Annotated in this window: 13 protein-coding genes; 8 read left to right on the top strand and 5 right to left on the bottom strand. The window is 76.0% G+C overall.

Features of this window, described 5'->3' with window-relative positions:
* Window positions 1–94 precede the first annotated feature (94 nt).
* Window positions 95–1,297, bottom strand: a complete 1,203-nt coding sequence (locus tag IHE55_RS02890) for a PP2C family protein-serine/threonine phosphatase (RefSeq protein ID WP_197987574.1) — start codon at window positions 1,295–1,297, stop codon at window positions 95–97.
* 250 nt (window positions 1,298–1,547) lie between these two features.
* On the opposite strand from IHE55_RS02890, the gene IHE55_RS02885 reads away from it, so the two are divergent.
* The gene (locus IHE55_RS02885) at window positions 1,548–2,192 is read left to right on the top strand and encodes a carbonic anhydrase (RefSeq protein WP_197987573.1); all 645 of its coding nucleotides are present in this window, start codon (window positions 1,548–1,550) and stop codon (window positions 2,190–2,192) included.
* Between the two features lie 136 nt (window positions 2,193–2,328).
* On the opposite strand, the gene IHE55_RS02880 is transcribed toward IHE55_RS02885, so the two are convergent.
* Window positions 2,329–4,047, bottom strand: a complete 1,719-nt coding sequence (locus tag IHE55_RS02880; protein WP_197987572.1) for a SpoIIE family protein phosphatase — start codon at window positions 4,045–4,047, stop codon at window positions 2,329–2,331.
* 503 nt (window positions 4,048–4,550) lie between these two features.
* On the opposite strand from IHE55_RS02880, the gene IHE55_RS02875 reads away from it, so the two are divergent.
* The 4 genes from IHE55_RS02875 to IHE55_RS02860 all read left to right on the top strand — a co-directional run bounded on the left by IHE55_RS02875 (window position 4,551) and on the right by IHE55_RS02860 (window position 9,503).
* The gene (locus tag IHE55_RS02875) at window positions 4,551–6,872 is read left to right on the top strand and encodes a serine/threonine-protein kinase (protein WP_197987571.1); all 2,322 of its coding nucleotides are present in this window, start codon (window positions 4,551–4,553) and stop codon (window positions 6,870–6,872) included.
* Window positions 6,873–7,148: 276 nt separating this feature from the next.
* Window positions 7,149–7,868 (top strand): carbon-nitrogen hydrolase family protein, encoded by a 720-nt coding sequence (locus IHE55_RS02870; RefSeq protein WP_197987570.1) that lies wholly within the window; start codon window positions 7,149–7,151, stop codon window positions 7,866–7,868.
* 377 nt (window positions 7,869–8,245) lie between these two features.
* Window positions 8,246–8,944, top strand: a complete 699-nt coding sequence (locus tag IHE55_RS02865; protein ID WP_197987569.1) for an alpha/beta fold hydrolase — start codon at window positions 8,246–8,248, stop codon at window positions 8,942–8,944.
* Window positions 8,945–9,263: 319 nt separating this feature from the next.
* The gene (locus tag IHE55_RS02860) at window positions 9,264–9,503 is read left to right on the top strand and encodes a DUF397 domain-containing protein (RefSeq protein WP_197987568.1); all 240 of its coding nucleotides are present in this window, start codon (window positions 9,264–9,266) and stop codon (window positions 9,501–9,503) included.
* A gap of 144 nt (window positions 9,504–9,647) precedes the next feature.
* On the opposite strand, the gene IHE55_RS02855 is transcribed toward IHE55_RS02860, so the two are convergent.
* Together IHE55_RS02855 and IHE55_RS02850 are read right to left on the bottom strand one after the other, a co-directional pair.
* Window positions 9,648–10,349, bottom strand: a complete 702-nt coding sequence (locus tag IHE55_RS02855) for a leucine-rich repeat domain-containing protein (protein WP_232265830.1) — start codon at window positions 10,347–10,349, stop codon at window positions 9,648–9,650.
* Between the two features lie 151 nt (window positions 10,350–10,500).
* Complete coding sequence (locus IHE55_RS02850; protein ID WP_197991748.1) at window positions 10,501–11,337, bottom strand: methyltransferase domain-containing protein; 837 nt, start codon at window positions 11,335–11,337, stop codon at window positions 10,501–10,503.
* Window positions 11,338–11,386: 49 nt separating this feature from the next.
* Between IHE55_RS02850 and IHE55_RS02845 the strand changes: the two genes are divergently transcribed.
* Entirely contained in the window at window positions 11,387–11,815 is a 429-nt protein-coding gene (locus tag IHE55_RS02845) for a MerR family transcriptional regulator (protein ID WP_197987566.1), read from the top strand.
* Between the two features lie 224 nt (window positions 11,816–12,039).
* On the opposite strand, the gene IHE55_RS02840 is transcribed toward IHE55_RS02845, so the two are convergent.
* Complete coding sequence (locus IHE55_RS02840) at window positions 12,040–13,110, bottom strand: isoafricanol synthase (RefSeq protein ID WP_197987565.1); 1,071 nt, start codon at window positions 13,108–13,110, stop codon at window positions 12,040–12,042.
* A gap of 239 nt (window positions 13,111–13,349) precedes the next feature.
* On the opposite strand from IHE55_RS02840, the gene IHE55_RS32500 reads away from it, so the two are divergent.
* Together IHE55_RS32500 and IHE55_RS02835 are read left to right on the top strand one after the other, a co-directional pair.
* Window positions 13,350–13,727: a hypothetical protein gene (locus tag IHE55_RS32500; RefSeq protein ID WP_307826488.1), complete on the top strand. Its 378-nt coding sequence runs from the start codon at window positions 13,350–13,352 to the stop codon at window positions 13,725–13,727.
* On the top strand, window positions 13,685–16,267 hold the full coding sequence (locus IHE55_RS02835) for an ATP-binding protein (protein ID WP_307826487.1): 2,583 nt from the start codon (window positions 13,685–13,687) through the stop codon (window positions 16,265–16,267). The genes IHE55_RS32500 and IHE55_RS02835 overlap by 43 nt, the downstream gene beginning before the upstream one ends.
* Window positions 16,268–16,396: the final 129 nt, after the last annotated feature.

Genomic DNA, 16,396 nt, shown 5'->3' with positions numbered 1-16,396 from the left:
CGGCCGTGCCCGGACCGGCCCCGCCCGGAGCCGGTCCGGGCACGGCACGCCGCCCGGTTGGATCCGGCCCGCCGGTCCGCCGGTTCCCCCGGGATCAGGCTCCGGCCCCGCCCGCCACGCCGCGTCCCGCCCCACCGGGGCCGAACCAGTCCAGGCACAGCAGGGTGGCGTCGTCCTCCAGACGCCCGTGACAGGCGTCGGTCACCGCGGCGGACAGGGCCTGCACCACCTCGCGCGGATGCTCCGCGGCGGTGCCGCGGATGAGGGCGGGCAGGTCCACCCCCTCGGCCGCGCGTTCCAGCGCACCGTCGGTGACCAGCAGCAGGCGGTCGCCGGGGCGAAGATCGAGGTCCTGCACGCCGTGGGCGGTGGGGGACGGGACGCCGAAGGGCAGATCCACGTCGAGGGGGACCTCCGCCACCCGGCCGTCGCGCAGGCGCAGCGGCCAGGGGTGGCCGGCGTTGACCAGCTGTGCGCCCCCACCGTCGAGGGCGACGCGCAGCAGCTGTCCGGTGGCCAGGGCGTCCCGGCCGTGGTCCAGCATCGCCCGGTGGGTCCGGCGGGCCTGTTCGGCCAGGTCGCACCCGGCGCGGCGGGCGCCGCGGGAGGCATTGATCAGGATGGTGGCCAGCAGGGCGGATTCCACGTCGTGCCCCATGGCGTCGGTGACGGACACGTGCAAAGTGTCGTGGTCGAGGGTGTAGTCGTAGGTGTCGCCCCCGATGCTGTCGGTCGGGATCAGCGCCGCGGCGAGGGTGAACTCCGGTGCCTCGCAGCAGGTGGAGGAGGGCAGCAGCTGGTGCTGGATCTCGGCGGCCAGGCTGAGCGGGGTGGTGCGCTGACCCCAGTGGTAGAGATCGGTGAAACGGCGGTCGGCGACGATGATGTACGCCAGCGCGTGCGCGGCCTGGCCGACCTGCTCCAGCACCGTCCCGGTGGCCCGGGGCACCGTCAGCTCCAGCAGGCCGATGGTGTCGCCCCGGTTGGTGACGGGGGCGACCACCCGCTGCCCGGAACCGTCGGCCGGGAACCACGTCGCCCGCTGGGTGCGCAGCACCTCCTCGTAGGCGCTGCCGGCCAGTGGAATCTGCTCGGTGTCCCGGCCCCGCTGCGCGGAGGTGGTCCTGTCGGCGAGCCGCACCACCTGCCGGCCCACCACGTCGACGAAGAGGAACGACACGCTCGCCGCGCCGAATCGTTCCCGCAGGTTGCGTCCGACCACGTCGATGGAGGCCACCGGAGCGGAGCGCTCCGCGGCCGCCAGAACCTCTCCCAGCCCGAGCCGGTCATGTGCCATGGCGGTCTCCCTCGCCTCAGTGCACTCCATTCCCTCCGGCGCCGCAACCGTCACGGCCGCTCCGGCAGCAGCACCGTCACGGCGTCTGCGGCACCACACCCCGCACGGCCGCTCCGGCACCGTGGCCCGCTCCGGACCCGGCGGATGCGCCGCTCCGCACCCGCCGTCCCGGCCGCGCGGTTCCCGGACCGGTGCCGCCCGTGGCGGCCCCCGGGCACGCGCCGCGGCGCGATCGTCATAGATTGCGGGTATGACTGAAACACTGATCCCGACTCCCGATGACGCCTTCGAGACGCTCCTGGCCGGAAACAGGCGTTTCGTCTCCGGCGAGCCCGCGCACCCCAACCAGGACGCCGCCCGCCGCACCGAGACCGCCCCGTCCCAGAGTCCCTTCGCGGTGATGTTCGGATGCTCCGACTCCCGGCTGGCCGCCGAGATCATCTTCGACCGGGGGCTGGGTGACCTCTTCGTGGTGCGTACCGCCGGGCATGTGGTGGGCTCGGAGGTGCTGGGCAGCATCGAGTACGGGGTGAGCGTGCTGGAGTGCCCGCTGGTCGTGGTCCTGGGCCACGACTCCTGCGGGGCCATCGCGGCCGCCGGCGCCGCGCTGGAGAACGGCACCGCGCCCGGCGGGTTCGTCCGCGACGTCGTGGAACGGGTGACCACCAGCGTGCTGTCCGCCCGCGCCGCCGGACACGACAGTGGCGACGAGGTCCTGCACGAACACATCCGGCACACCGTCGACCTGCTGCTGGAACGCTCCCGGGTGCTGGCCGACCGGGTGGCCGAGGGCCGGGTCGCCGTGGCGGGTCTGTCCTACCGGCTCGCCGACGGCAGCGCGCGCCTGGTCACCGCCCACGGCCTGAGCCGGCCGGTCGCCCCCGCCGCGTCCTGACCGTCGCCCCCGCGAGGAGCGTGCCGGCCTGCGCACCGGTGGCCCGGGCCGCCGGTGCGCGCGGCGCGGGGCGCTCCCGTTCCGCCACGAGGCCCCGCCGTGCGCACCGCACGGCGGGGCCCCGACCGCGGGGCCGTCAGGGCTCCGGCGGGGTGCGCAGCGCGAGGATGGCCACGTCGTCGTCGTTGTCGGCCGGCCGGGTACGGCTCAGCAGCAGGTCGGTGAAGGAGTCCAGCGAGCGGTGGGCCAGCGACGCCGCGTGCCGGCGCAGCCGGTCCAGCCCGTCGTCCAGGGACCGGCCGTGGGTCTCGATCAGGCCGTCGGTGTAGAACAGCAGGGTCGCTCCCGGCGGCAGCAGCTCGGTCGCGTCCGGCCGGCCCCGGCCGGCACCGGTGCCCAGCATGATGCCGTGGCCGCCGGTCAGGTACCGGGACAGCCCCTCGTGGTCGATGAGCAGCGGCGGCGGGTGGCCGGCATTGGTCCACGACAGCTCCCAGCCCGCGGCGCCGACGGGCACGATCCGGGCGAAGATCAAGGTGGCCAGGTCCACCTCGGCGACCTGTTCGGCCGCCTGCTCCAGCCGCTCGACGACCCCGCTCGGGGAGTCCTCCGCGTCCCACGCGTAGGCGCGCAGCATGTTCCGCAGCTGGGCCATGCCGGCCGCCGCGTCCAGGTCGTGCCCCACCACGTCCCCGATGGCCAGCGCGGTGGACCCGTCGGCCAGCGCGAAGGCGTCGTACCAGTCGCCGCCGACCTGCGAGGCGTCCGGCGCCGACAGGTACCGGACGGTCATCTCCAGCCGCGGCACCCGGGGCAGCTGGGGGAGCAGATGGCGCTGCATGGTCTCGGCCACCATGCGCTGCCGCTGGTAGAGGCGGGCGTTGTCCAGCGCCAGCCCGGCCCGGCGGGTGATGTCCTCCAGCAACGGCAGATCGGCGGTGGTGAACCCCTCCGGCCGCTCGGCCCGGCCCAGGGTCAGCGCCCCCAGCACCTCCCGCAGCCCGCGGATGGGGGCGATGGCCGCGGAGTGGATGCCGGTGGCCTCGAACATGCGGCGCTGCTCCACCGCGATCCCGGAGTCCGGTGCGCCCTGGTAGATCTCCGGCCCGGCCAGCGCGGAGGCCGCCCCGCGCAGCGCCCGGGACAGCGGCATGGTGGAGTGCTCCGGGATCGGCGGCATCGGCCCTTCCAGGTCGTCCTGGTTCACCAGGGCGCCGTCCACCGAATGGACCACGGCCGAGCGCCACACCTCGTCCCGCTCGGTGATGAGGTCGATGACCGCCCAGTCCGCGAGCCGGGGCACCACCAGGCTCGCCAGCCGGCGCAGCGCCTCGTCGGTGTCCAGGGTCGCCGTCAGCTGGGTGGTCAGCTCGGCGAGCAGCGCCAGCCGCTCCAGCTCCGGCAGCGGTCCCACCGGCCGCTCCGGCTCCGGGCCGGGCAGGTCGGCGTCCTCCGGACTGTGGAAGAGCACCAGCGCGTGCGGTCCCGGTTCCCCCAGGTCGTACGGGGTGACCAGCCACGCGACCGGCAGCAGCGAACCGTCCCCGCGCTCGAACCACATCAGGGAGCCCTGCGCCGACCGCCCGGCCAGGATGGCCCGGCGGATCCGGCACTGGGTCCTGGGCACCGACTCGCCGTGCCGGTTGCGGTGCAGCAGGTCGTGGGCGTCGTGGCCGATCAGCTCCCGGCCCGGCCGGCCCAGCAACTCCTCGGCCCGGGCGCTGACCGCCACGATGCAGCCGTGCTCGTCCATCACGCAGGCGGCGCTGCCGAAGGCGTCCAGCCGCTCGTGGAGCGGGCGGCGCTCCCGCGCGGAACGGGCGTCGGCGGTGTTCGGAAGCCTGGCACCAGTCATCTCTCCGCCCTTGTCATGGCCACATACAGCCGGTCACCCCATTGTGCCGCCGGTCCGTCCCGCCGGACCCGGTGCGTTCCTTCCGGGTGCCCACACTCGAAGGAGCGAATCGAGCCACGCTCCCGTACGGGCGTACCTTCCCCCGCCCCCGCGCCGGGGAGCCGTCGCGCGCCGAACGCCTCCCGGCCGGGCGCGCAGGCCGCCATCGCGCGGCCGCCGGGACCCGCCCGGCGGCCCGGAGCGGCCCGGGCGGCGGCCGGCCCGGGCCGCCCGCGGGGCCGTCGTCCCGCCCGTCACCCGCCGCGCCCCCCGGCCCGTCGTCTCCTCGCCGCGCCGACGGGCCGCCATACTGGACCGCGGGGCGGGCGCGGCCGGTGTGTGGCGGACCGCGCGGCCCATCGGCCCCGGCCGGCGTGCGCGCCGGAGCGGAGCAGCCGTGCGGACGGACCCGGTCGGGCGTGGTGCGGTGATGGGAGGGCACGAGAACGGGGGCGGCGGCGAGTATGGCTGAGACCAGGCTGATCCACGGCCGGTACCGGCTGCTCGACCTCATCGGGCGCGGCGCGATGGGCGAGGTGTGGCGGGCGCGCGACGAGTCCCTGGGCCGCCGGGTCGCGGTGAAGTGCTTCAAACCGCTGGGCACCCAGCGCGACTCGTCCTTCATGCGGATCCTGCGCGAGCGGTTCCGCCGGGAGGCGAGGGTCGCGGCCTCGCTCCAGCACCGCGGGGTGACCGTGGTGCACGACTTCGGCGAGGACGACGGGGTCCTGTACCTGGTGATGGAGCTGCTGGACGGCCGCAACCTCAGCCAGTTGCTCGCCGACCGCAAGGCCGAGCCGCTCCCGGTGGACGACGTGGCGGACATCGCCGACCAGATCGCGGTGGCGCTCGCGTACACCCACGGGCAGGGCATCGTGCACCGCGATCTGAAGCCGGCGAACATCATGCGGCTCGGCGACGGCGCCGTGAAGATCTGCGACTTCGGCATCGCCCGGCTGGGCCACGACATCGGCTTCACCACCCGGCTCACCGGCCCCGGCAACGGGATGGCCATGGGGACGCCGCACTACATGTCGCCCGAGCAGATCGAGGGCGCCACCCTGGACCACCGCAGCGACCTGTACTCCCTCGGCTGCGTGCTGTACGAACTCGCCACCGGCGCGCCGCCGTTCGACCTGGAGGACACCTGGTCCATCATCGTCGGGCACCGGGACACCCCGCCGGTGCCGCCGCGTCACCACCGCCCCGAGCTGCCCGAGGAGCTGGAGCGGCTGATCGTGCGGCTGCTCGCCAAGGAACCCGCCGAGCGGTTCCAGGACGCCGCCGACGTGGCCGGGCTGATCACCGCCTGGCGCGCCGCCGGGCTCCGGGGCACCGGAGGGGGGTCCGGCGCCGGCCTCACCATCGGCCCCGGTCCTGCCGCGGTCCCCGGCCCCGTCACCGTGCCCGGCGCCGGCGCCGGCGCCGGGCACGGTGACGGGGCCGGGCCCGGACCGGTGGCGGCCCCGCTGCCCGGGTGGGCGCGGGCCGTCACCGCCGGGCTCCCCGCCGGCCGGATGGGCTCCCCGCCGCCCGGCCCCGGTCCGCTCACCCGCCGCTGGACCGGCCCACCCGCCGGCGGCCCGGCCACCGGGCCCCGGACCGAACCGTCCGCCGGGGCCTTTGCACCGGGACCGCCCTCCGGGACCCCGGCGGAACTGGCGCTGCGGCACGGCACCGGCCTCGCGCTGGCCCGCGAGGGCCGCTGGCACGAGGCGCTCGCCGTGCACCGCTCGGTGGCCGCCGCCCGGGAACACCTGCTGGGCCCGGACCACCCCGACACCCTGGCCAGCCGGTACGAGATCGCCTACGTCCTGAGCCGGGCCGGCCGGGCCGGTGACGCGCTCGACGAGTACCGGTGGGTCGCCGACCGACGGGAACACGCCCTGGGCGCCGACCACCCGGACACCCTCGCCGCCCGGCAGGAGACCGCGTTCGTCCTCGGCGAACTGGGCGACCACCGCGCCGCCGAGCAGATCTACACCGCCGTGCTCGCCGCCCGGGAACGCACCCTGGGCCCGGACCACCCGGAGAGCCTGCGCTGCCGGCACAACCTGGCCTTCACCCTCGCCCGGCTGGAACGGCCGGCCGAGTCGTACGCCCTGGCCTGCGAGGTGGCCGCGGCGCGCGCCCGGGTACTGGGCCCGGAACACCCCGACACCCTGGTCACCCGGTACGAGGTGGCGCACGTCCTGGGCCGGCTGGACCGCTGGCGGGACGCGCTGCGCACCTACCAGGAGGTGGCCGCGGCGCGCGCCCGGGTGCTGGGTCCGGAGCACCCCGACACCCTGGCCGCCCGGTACGAGGTCGGCATCAGCCTCGGCCGGCTGGGCGACAGCGCGCGGGCCCAGCTGCTCTACCGCGAACTGGTGGAGGTCCGCAGCCGCACCCAGGGACCGGCGCACCCCGAGACCCTCCGCGCCCGGCACGGGCTCGGCGTCAACCTGGGGCGGCTGGGCCGCTGGGAGGAGGCGCTGACCGAGGCCCGCGAGGTCTGCGCGGCGCGCGAGCGGGTCCTGGGCCCGGACCACCCCGACACCCTGCTGAGCCGGCGCGAGGTGGCGGTGGGCCTGAGCTGGCTGGGCCGCTGGGGCGACGCGCTGACCGTCTACCAGCAGGTCGCCCGGGCCAGGGAGCGTGTGCTGGGCCCGGACCACCCCGACACGATCACCAGCCACGTGGACGAGGCCCAGTGCCTGGAGCGGCTGGGCCGCGCCGCGGAGGCGGCCGAGATCCACCGCCGGACCCCGGCGTTCCGGGATCCCACGGCCGCGCCGAGCCCCTGACCGCCGCCGGCGGTGCGCCCCGCCCCTGTTCCTCCGAGGGAGCCGGGGGGAACCGCGGGTAGCGGGCCCGGCGTACCGCCCGGGCCCCGGACCCGCCGGGTGGCCGGCGCACCGCCGTACGGAGCCGGACCTCCGCCCGCCGGACGGCCCAGGGCACCGCGGGGAGCCGCACCCGCTCATCGCATCCGCCGACGACCGGCCCCGTCCTGCCGACCGTGCGGTTGCCGGTCGTACCCGCTGCGCGGGAGCGGATCACGGCCTGTCATGCTCGGCCGCATGAGGATCGCCACGACTCAGCTCACCTGCGTCCCGGCCGACATGGCCGCCAACGTCCGGCAGATGGTCGCCCTCGCCGGCGAGGCCCGTGCGCAGGGTGCCGAACTGGTGGTGTTCCCCGAGCTGGCGCTGACCGGTTACGAGCTCGACGCCTTGAGCGCCGATCCGGGGCTGTGGGTGGACGCGGACGATCCGCGTCTGGACGCGATCCGGGCGTGCGGAATCGCCACCGTCGTCAACTGCGCGGTGGCCACGGGCGGGGAGCGTCCCGCCATCGGGACGCTGGTCCACGGAGCCGACGGTGAGTTGATCACCACTTACCGGAAGCAGCACCTGTACGAGCAGGAGCGGGGCGTATTCGAGGCGGGGCACCAGGACGGGCGATTCGAGCTCGGCGGGCTCCGTTTCGCCCTGGCCACGTGCTACGACAACCACTTCCCCGAGCTGACCGGCCGCGGTGCCGCCGACGGCTGCCAGGTGCACCTGGCCAGCTCGCTGTACGGCACGGGCGGCGGGGCGGAGGAGCGGGCAAGGCTCTATCCGGGCATCGCCGAGGACGCGAACCTGTACGTCGTGCTGGCCAACCATGTCGGCCCGGCGGGATCGTGGACCGGCTGCGGCCGTTCCGCGCTGTGGGCCCCGGGCGGCGGCCTCCTGGCGGAAGCGGATGCCGATACGGCCATGGTGGTCACCGCCGAGGTCGGACCGGCCGCGCTCTGATCGGCGGCGGAGCCGGATGAGGAGGGTGGCCGCGGGCCGGGCCTCCTCCCCACGCGCGCCGAGCGGTCCACGCAGGCCCCGCCGAGCGCCGGGGATCCCGACCCGCACCGTGCGGCGCTGCCGCGCCGGACAGCTCGCTCGGACCCGTCTCGGCGGTCAACCTGCGTCGCCGTTTCCGCACGCACTCGGCACCACGCCCGGCGCGTACCGGCGGACCTTCGGCGGGACCTGACGGCACCCGGACGTTCACGCGCAGGCAGACAGGCCGCCAAGCGCGGGCGCGACGGGAGCGGGGGTCCGTAATCCTCCACGGGCGCACCCCGCCCGTCCCGGTGCCCGCCCCGTCGCCGCCGGCCGCGGGCGGTACGCTCACCCCTATGGGTGATCTTGAGCTGGTGCGGGTCGGTGAGGTGCGGCTCGCCTACCGCACCTGGGGCGAACCGGGCGGCGACACCCCGGTCCTGCTGCTGCACTGCCTGGGCGCGGACGGCGCCGACTGGGCGGTGGTGGCCCCGCGGCTGGCGGCCGGACGGCAGGTGATCGCCGTGGACCTGCGCGGCCACGGGGCCAGTGACCGCCCGGGGGAGTACGCGCTGGAGGCGGTCCGCGACGACGTGGCCGGCCTCGCCGAGGCGCTGGGGATCGCCCGTGCCGTCGTCATCGGCCACTCCTACGGCGGCGTGATCGCCTATCTGCTGGCACAGGCCCGGCCCGCCCTGGTGGCGAAGCTGATCCTGGAGGACGTGCCGGCGCTGCTGCCGCAGGACCCGCCGCTGCCGGTCCCGCCGCCCCCGGACGGGCCGCTCACGCTGGACTGGGCGGTGAAGACCCAGTTCACCCTGGCCCGCAACGCGCCCGATCCGCGCTGGACCGAGGGGCTGGCCACGATCACCGCGCCCACCCTGGTGATCGCCGGCGGTCCGGCCAGCCACATCCCGCAGCACGAGGTGGCCGACCTGGCCGACCGCATCCCCGGCGCCCGGCTGCGCACCGTCGAAGCCGGCCACCTGGTGCACGAGCAGCGGCCCGAGGCATTCCTCGCGGTGGTGGCGGAGTTCCTCGGCGCGGCCCGCTGACGCCGGCCGCCGCCGGACGTACCGAGCCCCTGCCTCGTGCCTCCGGGCGCCCCCTCCTCCCCGTCCCGCCTCGGCCGCCCGCGTCCGCACGGCACGTCACCCCGGCCCGTACGCCCCGGCCGCCGCGCGGGCGGCGACCCGGAATCCGGGAGGGCCGGTGACCCGGCAGAGGCCGGTTTCCGGACACCCGCACGACGGCGGCGAACGCCACGCCGAGGCGCCCATACCACAACCGGCGGGTGCCGTTCCGGCGCCCTGTCCGAGGTGCCCGGTGCTCGCTAGGGTGGGCGGCGAAGACAACCAGGGAGGAGCTGAGGACGTGGCCGACACCACCACCGAACAGCGGCTGGACAGCGACAAGAAGCCGGATCTCGATCTCACCGACGCGCAGTGGCGGTCGAGCAGCCAGGGGGTGGGCGATGTCCAGATCGCCTTCGTCGAGGGGTACATCGCGATGCGCGACGGCCGCAACCCCGAAGGACCGGCTCTGATCTTCACCCCGGCCGAGTGGCGCGCCTTCGTCCTCGGCGCCCGGGACGGCGAGTTCGACCTCACCTGATCCCGCCGGGCCCCGCCGCCCGCCGGACCCGCCCGGCCGGTCCGCGGGCGGCGGGTGCGCCCGCGCCGCACCGGGCGCCCCGGCCCGCGAACGGCCACAACGCGCATACCGGCGCTGAGCTGACGTTCCATCAGGTCAGATCCATCAGGTGAGCACCACGCAGCCTCGCTCCCGCAGGCCGCGCAGCCGCTCGTCGTCCAGGTCGAAGTCCATCCAGCGCAGATCCAGCTTCTCCAGCGACGGCATCTCCCCGAGCCAGTGCGGCAGTTCCCGCAGCCGGTTGCTCCGCAGATCGACACGGCGCAGCAGCGGCAGGCCGCGCAGCGCCTCCGGGACCGCGTCGAGCGCGTTGTCCCGCAGCTCCAGCTCCCGCAACTCCCGCAGCCGGTCCACCGAACCGGGCAGCCCGGTGAGCCGGTTGCCGCGCAGCCACAGTTCGCGCAGCGACGCCAGCCGCCCCAGGCCCTCCGGCAGTGTGGTCAGCGCGTTGTGCTGGGCGCGCAGTTCCACCAGTCCGGCCATCGCGCCCAGCTCGTCGGGGAGCCGCTCCAGGCGGTTCTCGCCCACGTTGAGGTACGCCAGCCCGGTCAGCCGGCCGAGGGTGCCGGGCAGGTCGGTGAGCCGATTGTCGTGCAGATAGAGGTAGCGGGTCAGCCCGGTCAGGTCACCGAGCGCGGCAGGCAGCGCGGTCAGCCGGTTGTGCCCCAGGTCCAGCGTGTGCAGCCGCCGCAGCCGGCCGATGGCCTCCGGGAGCGCGGTGAGCCGGTTGTCGGCCAGGATCAGCACGCGCAGCCCGGTGCGCTCCCACACCCCGGGCGGTACGGCGTCCAGCCCGGCCCGCCACAGATTGACCGTTGTGTCCCGCCCCCGGCTCGTCGTCCACCGCGCACTCCCCGTCCGTGTCCCGCCCCGGCTCGTCGTCCACCGCACCCTGCCCGCCCCGTGTCCCGCCCCGGCTCGTCGTCCATCGCACACTCCCCGTCCGTGTCGCGCCCGGTCACCGCGGGCATCCCGCGCCGGCCCGGGCGGGTGTGCCCGGCCGCCGTCCCCGGCCCCGGGCCGACGCGGCGGCCACGAAGAACGGAACGGCGACGAGAAGGCGGTCGGCCTCGGCGCGCTGGCGCTGTTCGGCCAGCCACCCCTCGGCCCGGTCACGGTCGACGGCGCCGCTCGCGCAGGCCGGCTCGGCGAGCCTGGTGAGCAGTGGCAGGGTGTCCGGACCGGTGAACACACCGGTGTGCACCTCGACGGTGACCTCGGCGAAGCCGCCGTCCAGGAGCAGGTTGCGGTACCGGCGGCCGGTGTGGGGCGTGCCCAGGAGGTCGGCCCGGGCGTGCACGATGGCGCGGGTGAGCGCCGCGTCCTCCGAGTCGATCATGATGGTGTCCCATTCCTGCCCGATCAGGACGATCCGGCCGCCCGGGCCGAGGACGCGCCGCGCCTCGGCGACCGCGCGCTCCGGCTGCTGAAGTACGTGGAAGACCTTGTCGGCACGGTAGCCGAGCACGCTGCCGTCGGCGAACGGCAGATCCTCCGCCCCCGCTTCCCGGAACTCGGCCGCCGGCCACCGTGCCCGGGCGGCGGCCAGCATCCGCGGGTCGGGGTCCACGCCCACCGCACGGACACCGCATCCGGCCAGCTCGGCGACGGCGCGTCCGGCGCCGCAGCCGACGTCCACGACGGTCGAGCCCGGGACGGGGGACAGCAGTTCGTAGGAGCGGGCCCGCAGCCGGGCGGCGCCCGGCATCCGGTCCGCCGCGTCGAGGACGGCCAGCAGGGCCTCGGTCCCGCGGTGTTCGGCCACCGCTTCCCGGTTCCCGTGCTGTTCGGCCATCGCTTCCCGGTTCTTGGACACGGACGGCAGGGTGCGACTTAATGTCGGCATGAAGTCAAGCGGAGACAGCGGCGCCGGCACGACGGGGATCGGCGGACTCGCGGCCCGTTTCGGACTGGCCACGCACGTCCTGCGGCACTGGGAGTCGATGGGCCTGCTGTGCCCGGCACGGGACGCGGGCGGACGCCGCCGCTACGGTCCGGAGGACGTCACCCGCGTGGCGACGATCCTCACGCTCAAGCAGGCCGGTCTCGGCCTGGACACCATCAGGAGCCTGCTGGCCGCCACCGCGGACCGCGCCGCCCGGCACGCGATCCTGCGGGCCGAGGCCGAGCGGCTCCGCTCGACGATCGCCGCGGCCCGGGCCTCCCTCGAACTCGTCGAGGCCGGCCTGGACTGCGCGTACGAGGACGCCGGCCGGTGCCCGGGCCACCGGCGGCTCATCGCCGGGCGGATCGGCTCCCCGGCACTCCGCTGAGCCGGCCGCCCGCCGGCCCCCCGCCCCCGCCCTGCTGGTCCGCCCGTCCGCCGCCTCCCGCGCACCCGGGCACCCGGGCACCCGGGCACGGGGGTCCGCCTGCGCGGGCGCCCGCCGGTCCTGCCCGGGACCCGAGCGCGAACTGCGGCCGGTCACCGGCACGGGCGACCGCCTGCACGGACGCCCGCCGGTCCCGCCCGGAATCCGAGCGCGACCCCGGCCGGTCACCGGAGACCGGCGAGGTCCCCCCAGGGGCGCTGCCGCCCGCTGCGCACGGCCTCGATGCCGCGCCGGTCGTAGCGGGAGGTCTCCAGCGACCAGGCGAGGCTGCCGGCCATCACGTGCCGCATCCCGTCGGCGTACCGGACGGCGTGCCGCACCACCCGCGGCGGGACGCCCTGGGCGGCGAGCAGCACGGGGAGCCGGGCGGCGAGATCCTCGAAGTACCGGAACCGCTCGTTGGCCAGCCGGGCCACGTGGCCCACCGCCTCGTCCAGCGAACCCCCGTGCAACTCCCGGTGGAGCAGCACGCTGTTGTGCACGTCCCCGGCCGCCAGTTCCTTGTCCAGCGACACCGTGTCGTTGATGAAGATCACCACATCGTCGGTGGCCTGCCGCATCGCGGCGACCGGCCCGCCGCCGTGCACCTGCGGGGGCAGGGTGAAACCGCCGAAGCGCTCGTGCAGGTCGAGGCAGGGCTGCACCCCCACCGAGTGGCGCTTCACCGCCAGCAGCGCCTCCAGCGACGGCAGTGGCTCCCCGGTCCGGTCACGCGCCTCCCGCTTGTGCGCCTCCAGGTAGCCGCACCAGTTCTCCCGAAAGCGGTCGCGCCACACCGGGGACGCCCCGTCGTTGATCCGCCGCCACAGGTCCCGGAAGCTGTCCAGCAGCGGGTTGCTGCCCGCCCGGTCCGCCGGCGGCGCGGACGTCACCGGCTCCCGGGTGACCGCGACGACGCTGTCCACCAGCCGGGCCACCGCCTCCGGCCGGTACCCCAACTCCCCGTCGAACTGGTCGTCGAAGACGAAGAACCAGCCGTTGAGGTCGTTGGCGAGATCCAGGTCGGCGCCGACGGCACCGGGGTAGAACAGCGCCGACAGCCGGTCCAGACGCAGCGCGTCGTACTCCGCGGCCGCCGCCTCGTGCGGGAACACCCCGAAGCGGCGAAGCCATCCGATGGTGTGCCGCCGGGCGGCCTCCGCGTCCGGGCTCTCCGCCACGCCCACCGGTATCTCCAGCAGCCGGGCGCGCCCGGCGAGGTCCGGGCCCGATGCGAGTGCCGTCCACGTGTCCATGTCTCCCCATCGATCCCGAGGTGATCCGTGCGGTCTGCGCGAGCCCGGTGTTGAGCCCGATCACATCGTGATCGAGCCAACCTTGCGGCACAACATCGTTGCGCGATCGGCGATCGATCGATAGTGCGTACATCGAATTGGCGTGTGCCAGTGGCGCATGCCCGGAACTTGCCGTCGCGGGATGCTACGGAGCGTTCCGGGAGGATACGCTCAGCGTCACCTGTCGGAGGGGACGAATCGTGAACCAGGGCGCGGAGAGCAGGGGCCGGCCGGGCCGGTCGCTGATGGACCGGGACATCGAACTCGGCGCGGTGGACGCGGCGTTGTCCGAACTGACCGGCACCGGGGGCGGGCCGGGGGCGCACGGCACCGGAGGGCTGATCGCGTTCGCCGCCCCGGCCGGCGGCGGCAAGACCGCGCTCCTGGCCGAACTGCGCCGCCGGGCCGCCGCCCGCGGCTGCACCGTGCTCTCGGCACGCGGCGGTGAACAGGAACGGGGCGTCGCCCTCCACGTGGTGCGCCAGCTGGTGCAGCCGGTGCTGGCGGCGTCCGGCGAGGCGGACCGGCGCCGGATGTGGGCTCCTGGTACGACATCCTCGCGCCCGCCGTCGGCCTGATCCGGTCACCGGGCGGCGGCACCCCCGACCCGCAGGGCGTACGGGACGGACTGGACTGGCTGGTCACCCGCTACGTGGTGCAGCACGGGCCGGTGGTCGCCGTCCTCGACGACGCCCACTGGGCGGACCCCGAATCGCTGGACTGGCTCACCTCGTTCGCGCCACGCACCCAGGACCTGCCGCTGCTGCTGGCCGTCGGCTACCGCCCCGAGGACCTGCCCGCCGACGCCGCGCCGTTCCGCCGGCTCGCCGAGCGGCAGGGCTCCCGGCCGCACGTGCTCGCCCCGCTCAGCCCGCACGCCGTCGGCCGGATCGTCCGGGACGGCCTGGGCGAGGACGCCGAGGAGGCGTTCTGCCGGGAGTGCTGGGCGGTCACCGGCGGCAACCCCTTCGAGGTGGTCGAACTCACCGCCAAGCTCCGCGACCGGGAGCTGAAACCCCAGGCCGCCAACAACGCCGAACTGCGCACCCTCGTTTCCACCGCCCGGGAGAACGGGCTGCTGGACCGGCTGGAGCGGATCGGCACCACCGCGGTCCGGCTCGCCTGGGCGGTGGCGGTGCTGGGCGCCGAGGCCACCGTGGACCGTGCGGCCGAACTCGCGGCGCTGTCGGTCACCGAGGCGGAGGAGCTGGCCGCGCGCATGCGCGCCGCCCGCATCCTGGCCCGGCCCTCGGCCGGGGGCGACTCGCTGGAATTCCTCCACCCGCTGATCGCCACCGGCGTCTACCGCGCCATCCCGCCCGCCATGCGGGTGGCGATGCACGGCAAGGCCGCCGCCCTGGTCATCAACGCCGGCCTGGGCGCCGCGGCGGCCGGCCGCCACATGCTGGAGATGCACCCCGAGGCCGACAACTGGGTCGTCGACAAGCTGCGCGTGGCGGCCCGGGAGGACCTGCGGGCCGGTGCGCCGGAGTCCGCCCGCCGGTTCCTGGAACGGGCGCTGCGGGAGCCGCCGAGCCTTGAGGACCGCCCCGCCGTCCTGTACGAGCTGGGCTGCGCCGCCTCCCTGAACTCGCCCACCGCCACGGTCAACCACCTGAGAGCGGCACTGGAGGAGCCGCTGCTCGACCCGGCGCTGCGCGAGTCGGTCACCGTCCGGCTCGCCCAGGCGTACGGGCACAGCGGCCGGATGGAGGACGCCGCGCGGCTGGTGGAGGACGAGGCCCGGCGCGCCACCACCGCCGCCACCCGGCTGCGGATGCAGGCCGAGCAGTTCATGTGGAACGCCTTCCGCGCCGACGAGCAGGACTCCCCGGCCCGCTCCCGGCGGCTCGCCAGGCTGGTGGGGCACCTCGGCGGCCGTGGCCTGGCCGAGCGCTACCTGCTCGGGCTGCGGGCCTGGGACGCGGTGGTCCGCGGCGAACCGGCAGCCGCGGCGCTGGAGTACGCCGAGGCCGCGCTCGGTGACGGACTGAGCTGGACCGACGGCAACTGGGGCTTCGAGGTGCCGATCCTGGTCGCCCTCACCTTCATGTACTGCGACCAGCCCGGGCGCGCCGAGGAGCTGTTCCAGGAGGGCATCACGGAGTGCGAGCGGAGGGGCTGGCGCGGCTCCCACCTCGCCTTCGGCCTGACCCTGCTCGGCTACATCCGGTTCCGCCGGGGCCGGCTGGCGGAGGCGGAGGAACTGGTCCGCGAGGGGCTGCGGATCGCCGGCCGGGTGGGCACCTCCACCCCCGCCCAGTGGGCCGCCGTGGGCACCCTGATCCAGACCCTGCTCGCCCGCGGGCGGGTGGAGGAGGCGTGGCGGACGGCCCAGGAGCACGGCTACGGCGGCACCGTCCCGCAGGCCGTGGCCTACCCCGACGTCCAGGCCGTCCACGGTGAGCTGCTGCTCGCCCGCAACCTGCACCGCGAGGCCCGGCAGCAGCTCGCCGCGGTCGGCCGCCGCCTGGACGGACGCGGGATGCGCAACCCGGCGTGGTGCCCCTGGCAGCTCCACCTGGCCCGGGCCGTGGCGCTGACCGACCCCGACGAGGCGGAGCGGCTGGCCGGCGAAGCGGTGTGCCGGGCCCGCCGGTTCGGTGCCGCGTCCACCATCGGCCAGGCGCTGCACAGCGCCGCCCTGGTGACCCGCGGCCCGGAGCGGACCGCGCTGCTGGCCGAGGCCGTCACCCGGCTGGAGGGCTCGCCCTCCGCCTACGACCTGGCGCTGGCGCTGGTGGACCACGGTGCCGCGCTGCGCCGCGGCGGGATGCCGCAGGAGGCCGGGGAGCGGCTCTACCGGGGGCTGGAGGGCGCGCTCCAGTGCGGTGCCGAGTCGCTGGCCGCCCGGGCCCGGGACGAGCTGGCCGCCGTCGGCCTCCGCCCGATCCCGCTGCGCGCCGACACCACCTCCACCCTGACCAGCCAGGAGCTGGCCGCCGCCGAGCTGGCCGCCGCCGGCCACGACGACCGGCGGGTCGCCGAGGAGCTGGGCCTCGCCGAACCGGAGGTGGCGGCCCTGCTGTCCCGGGTGTTCCGCAAGGTGGGCACCGACCGGGCCGGCCTGGCCAAGGCCCTGCGAACCGCCCGGGACCGTGGCTGGCGGTACCGCTGAGGCCACCGGCCCGCCGCCTGCCGCCCGGTCGGCCCGCCTCCCGGCCACGCGCCGCCTCCCGCCCGCCCGCGGCCGGACGGCGGGCCGGGCCCGTACCGCCGGCGGGCCACGGTGCGGCGGGCGGGCGCA

Source organism: Streptomyces pactum, assembly GCF_016031615.1.
In the GTDB taxonomy this organism is placed as follows: Bacteria; Actinomycetota; Actinomycetes; order Streptomycetales; family Streptomycetaceae; genus Streptomyces; species Streptomyces pactus.
Note: the sequence above shows the minus strand (reverse complement) of the source record. Positions and strands in the feature narration are given on the sequence as shown.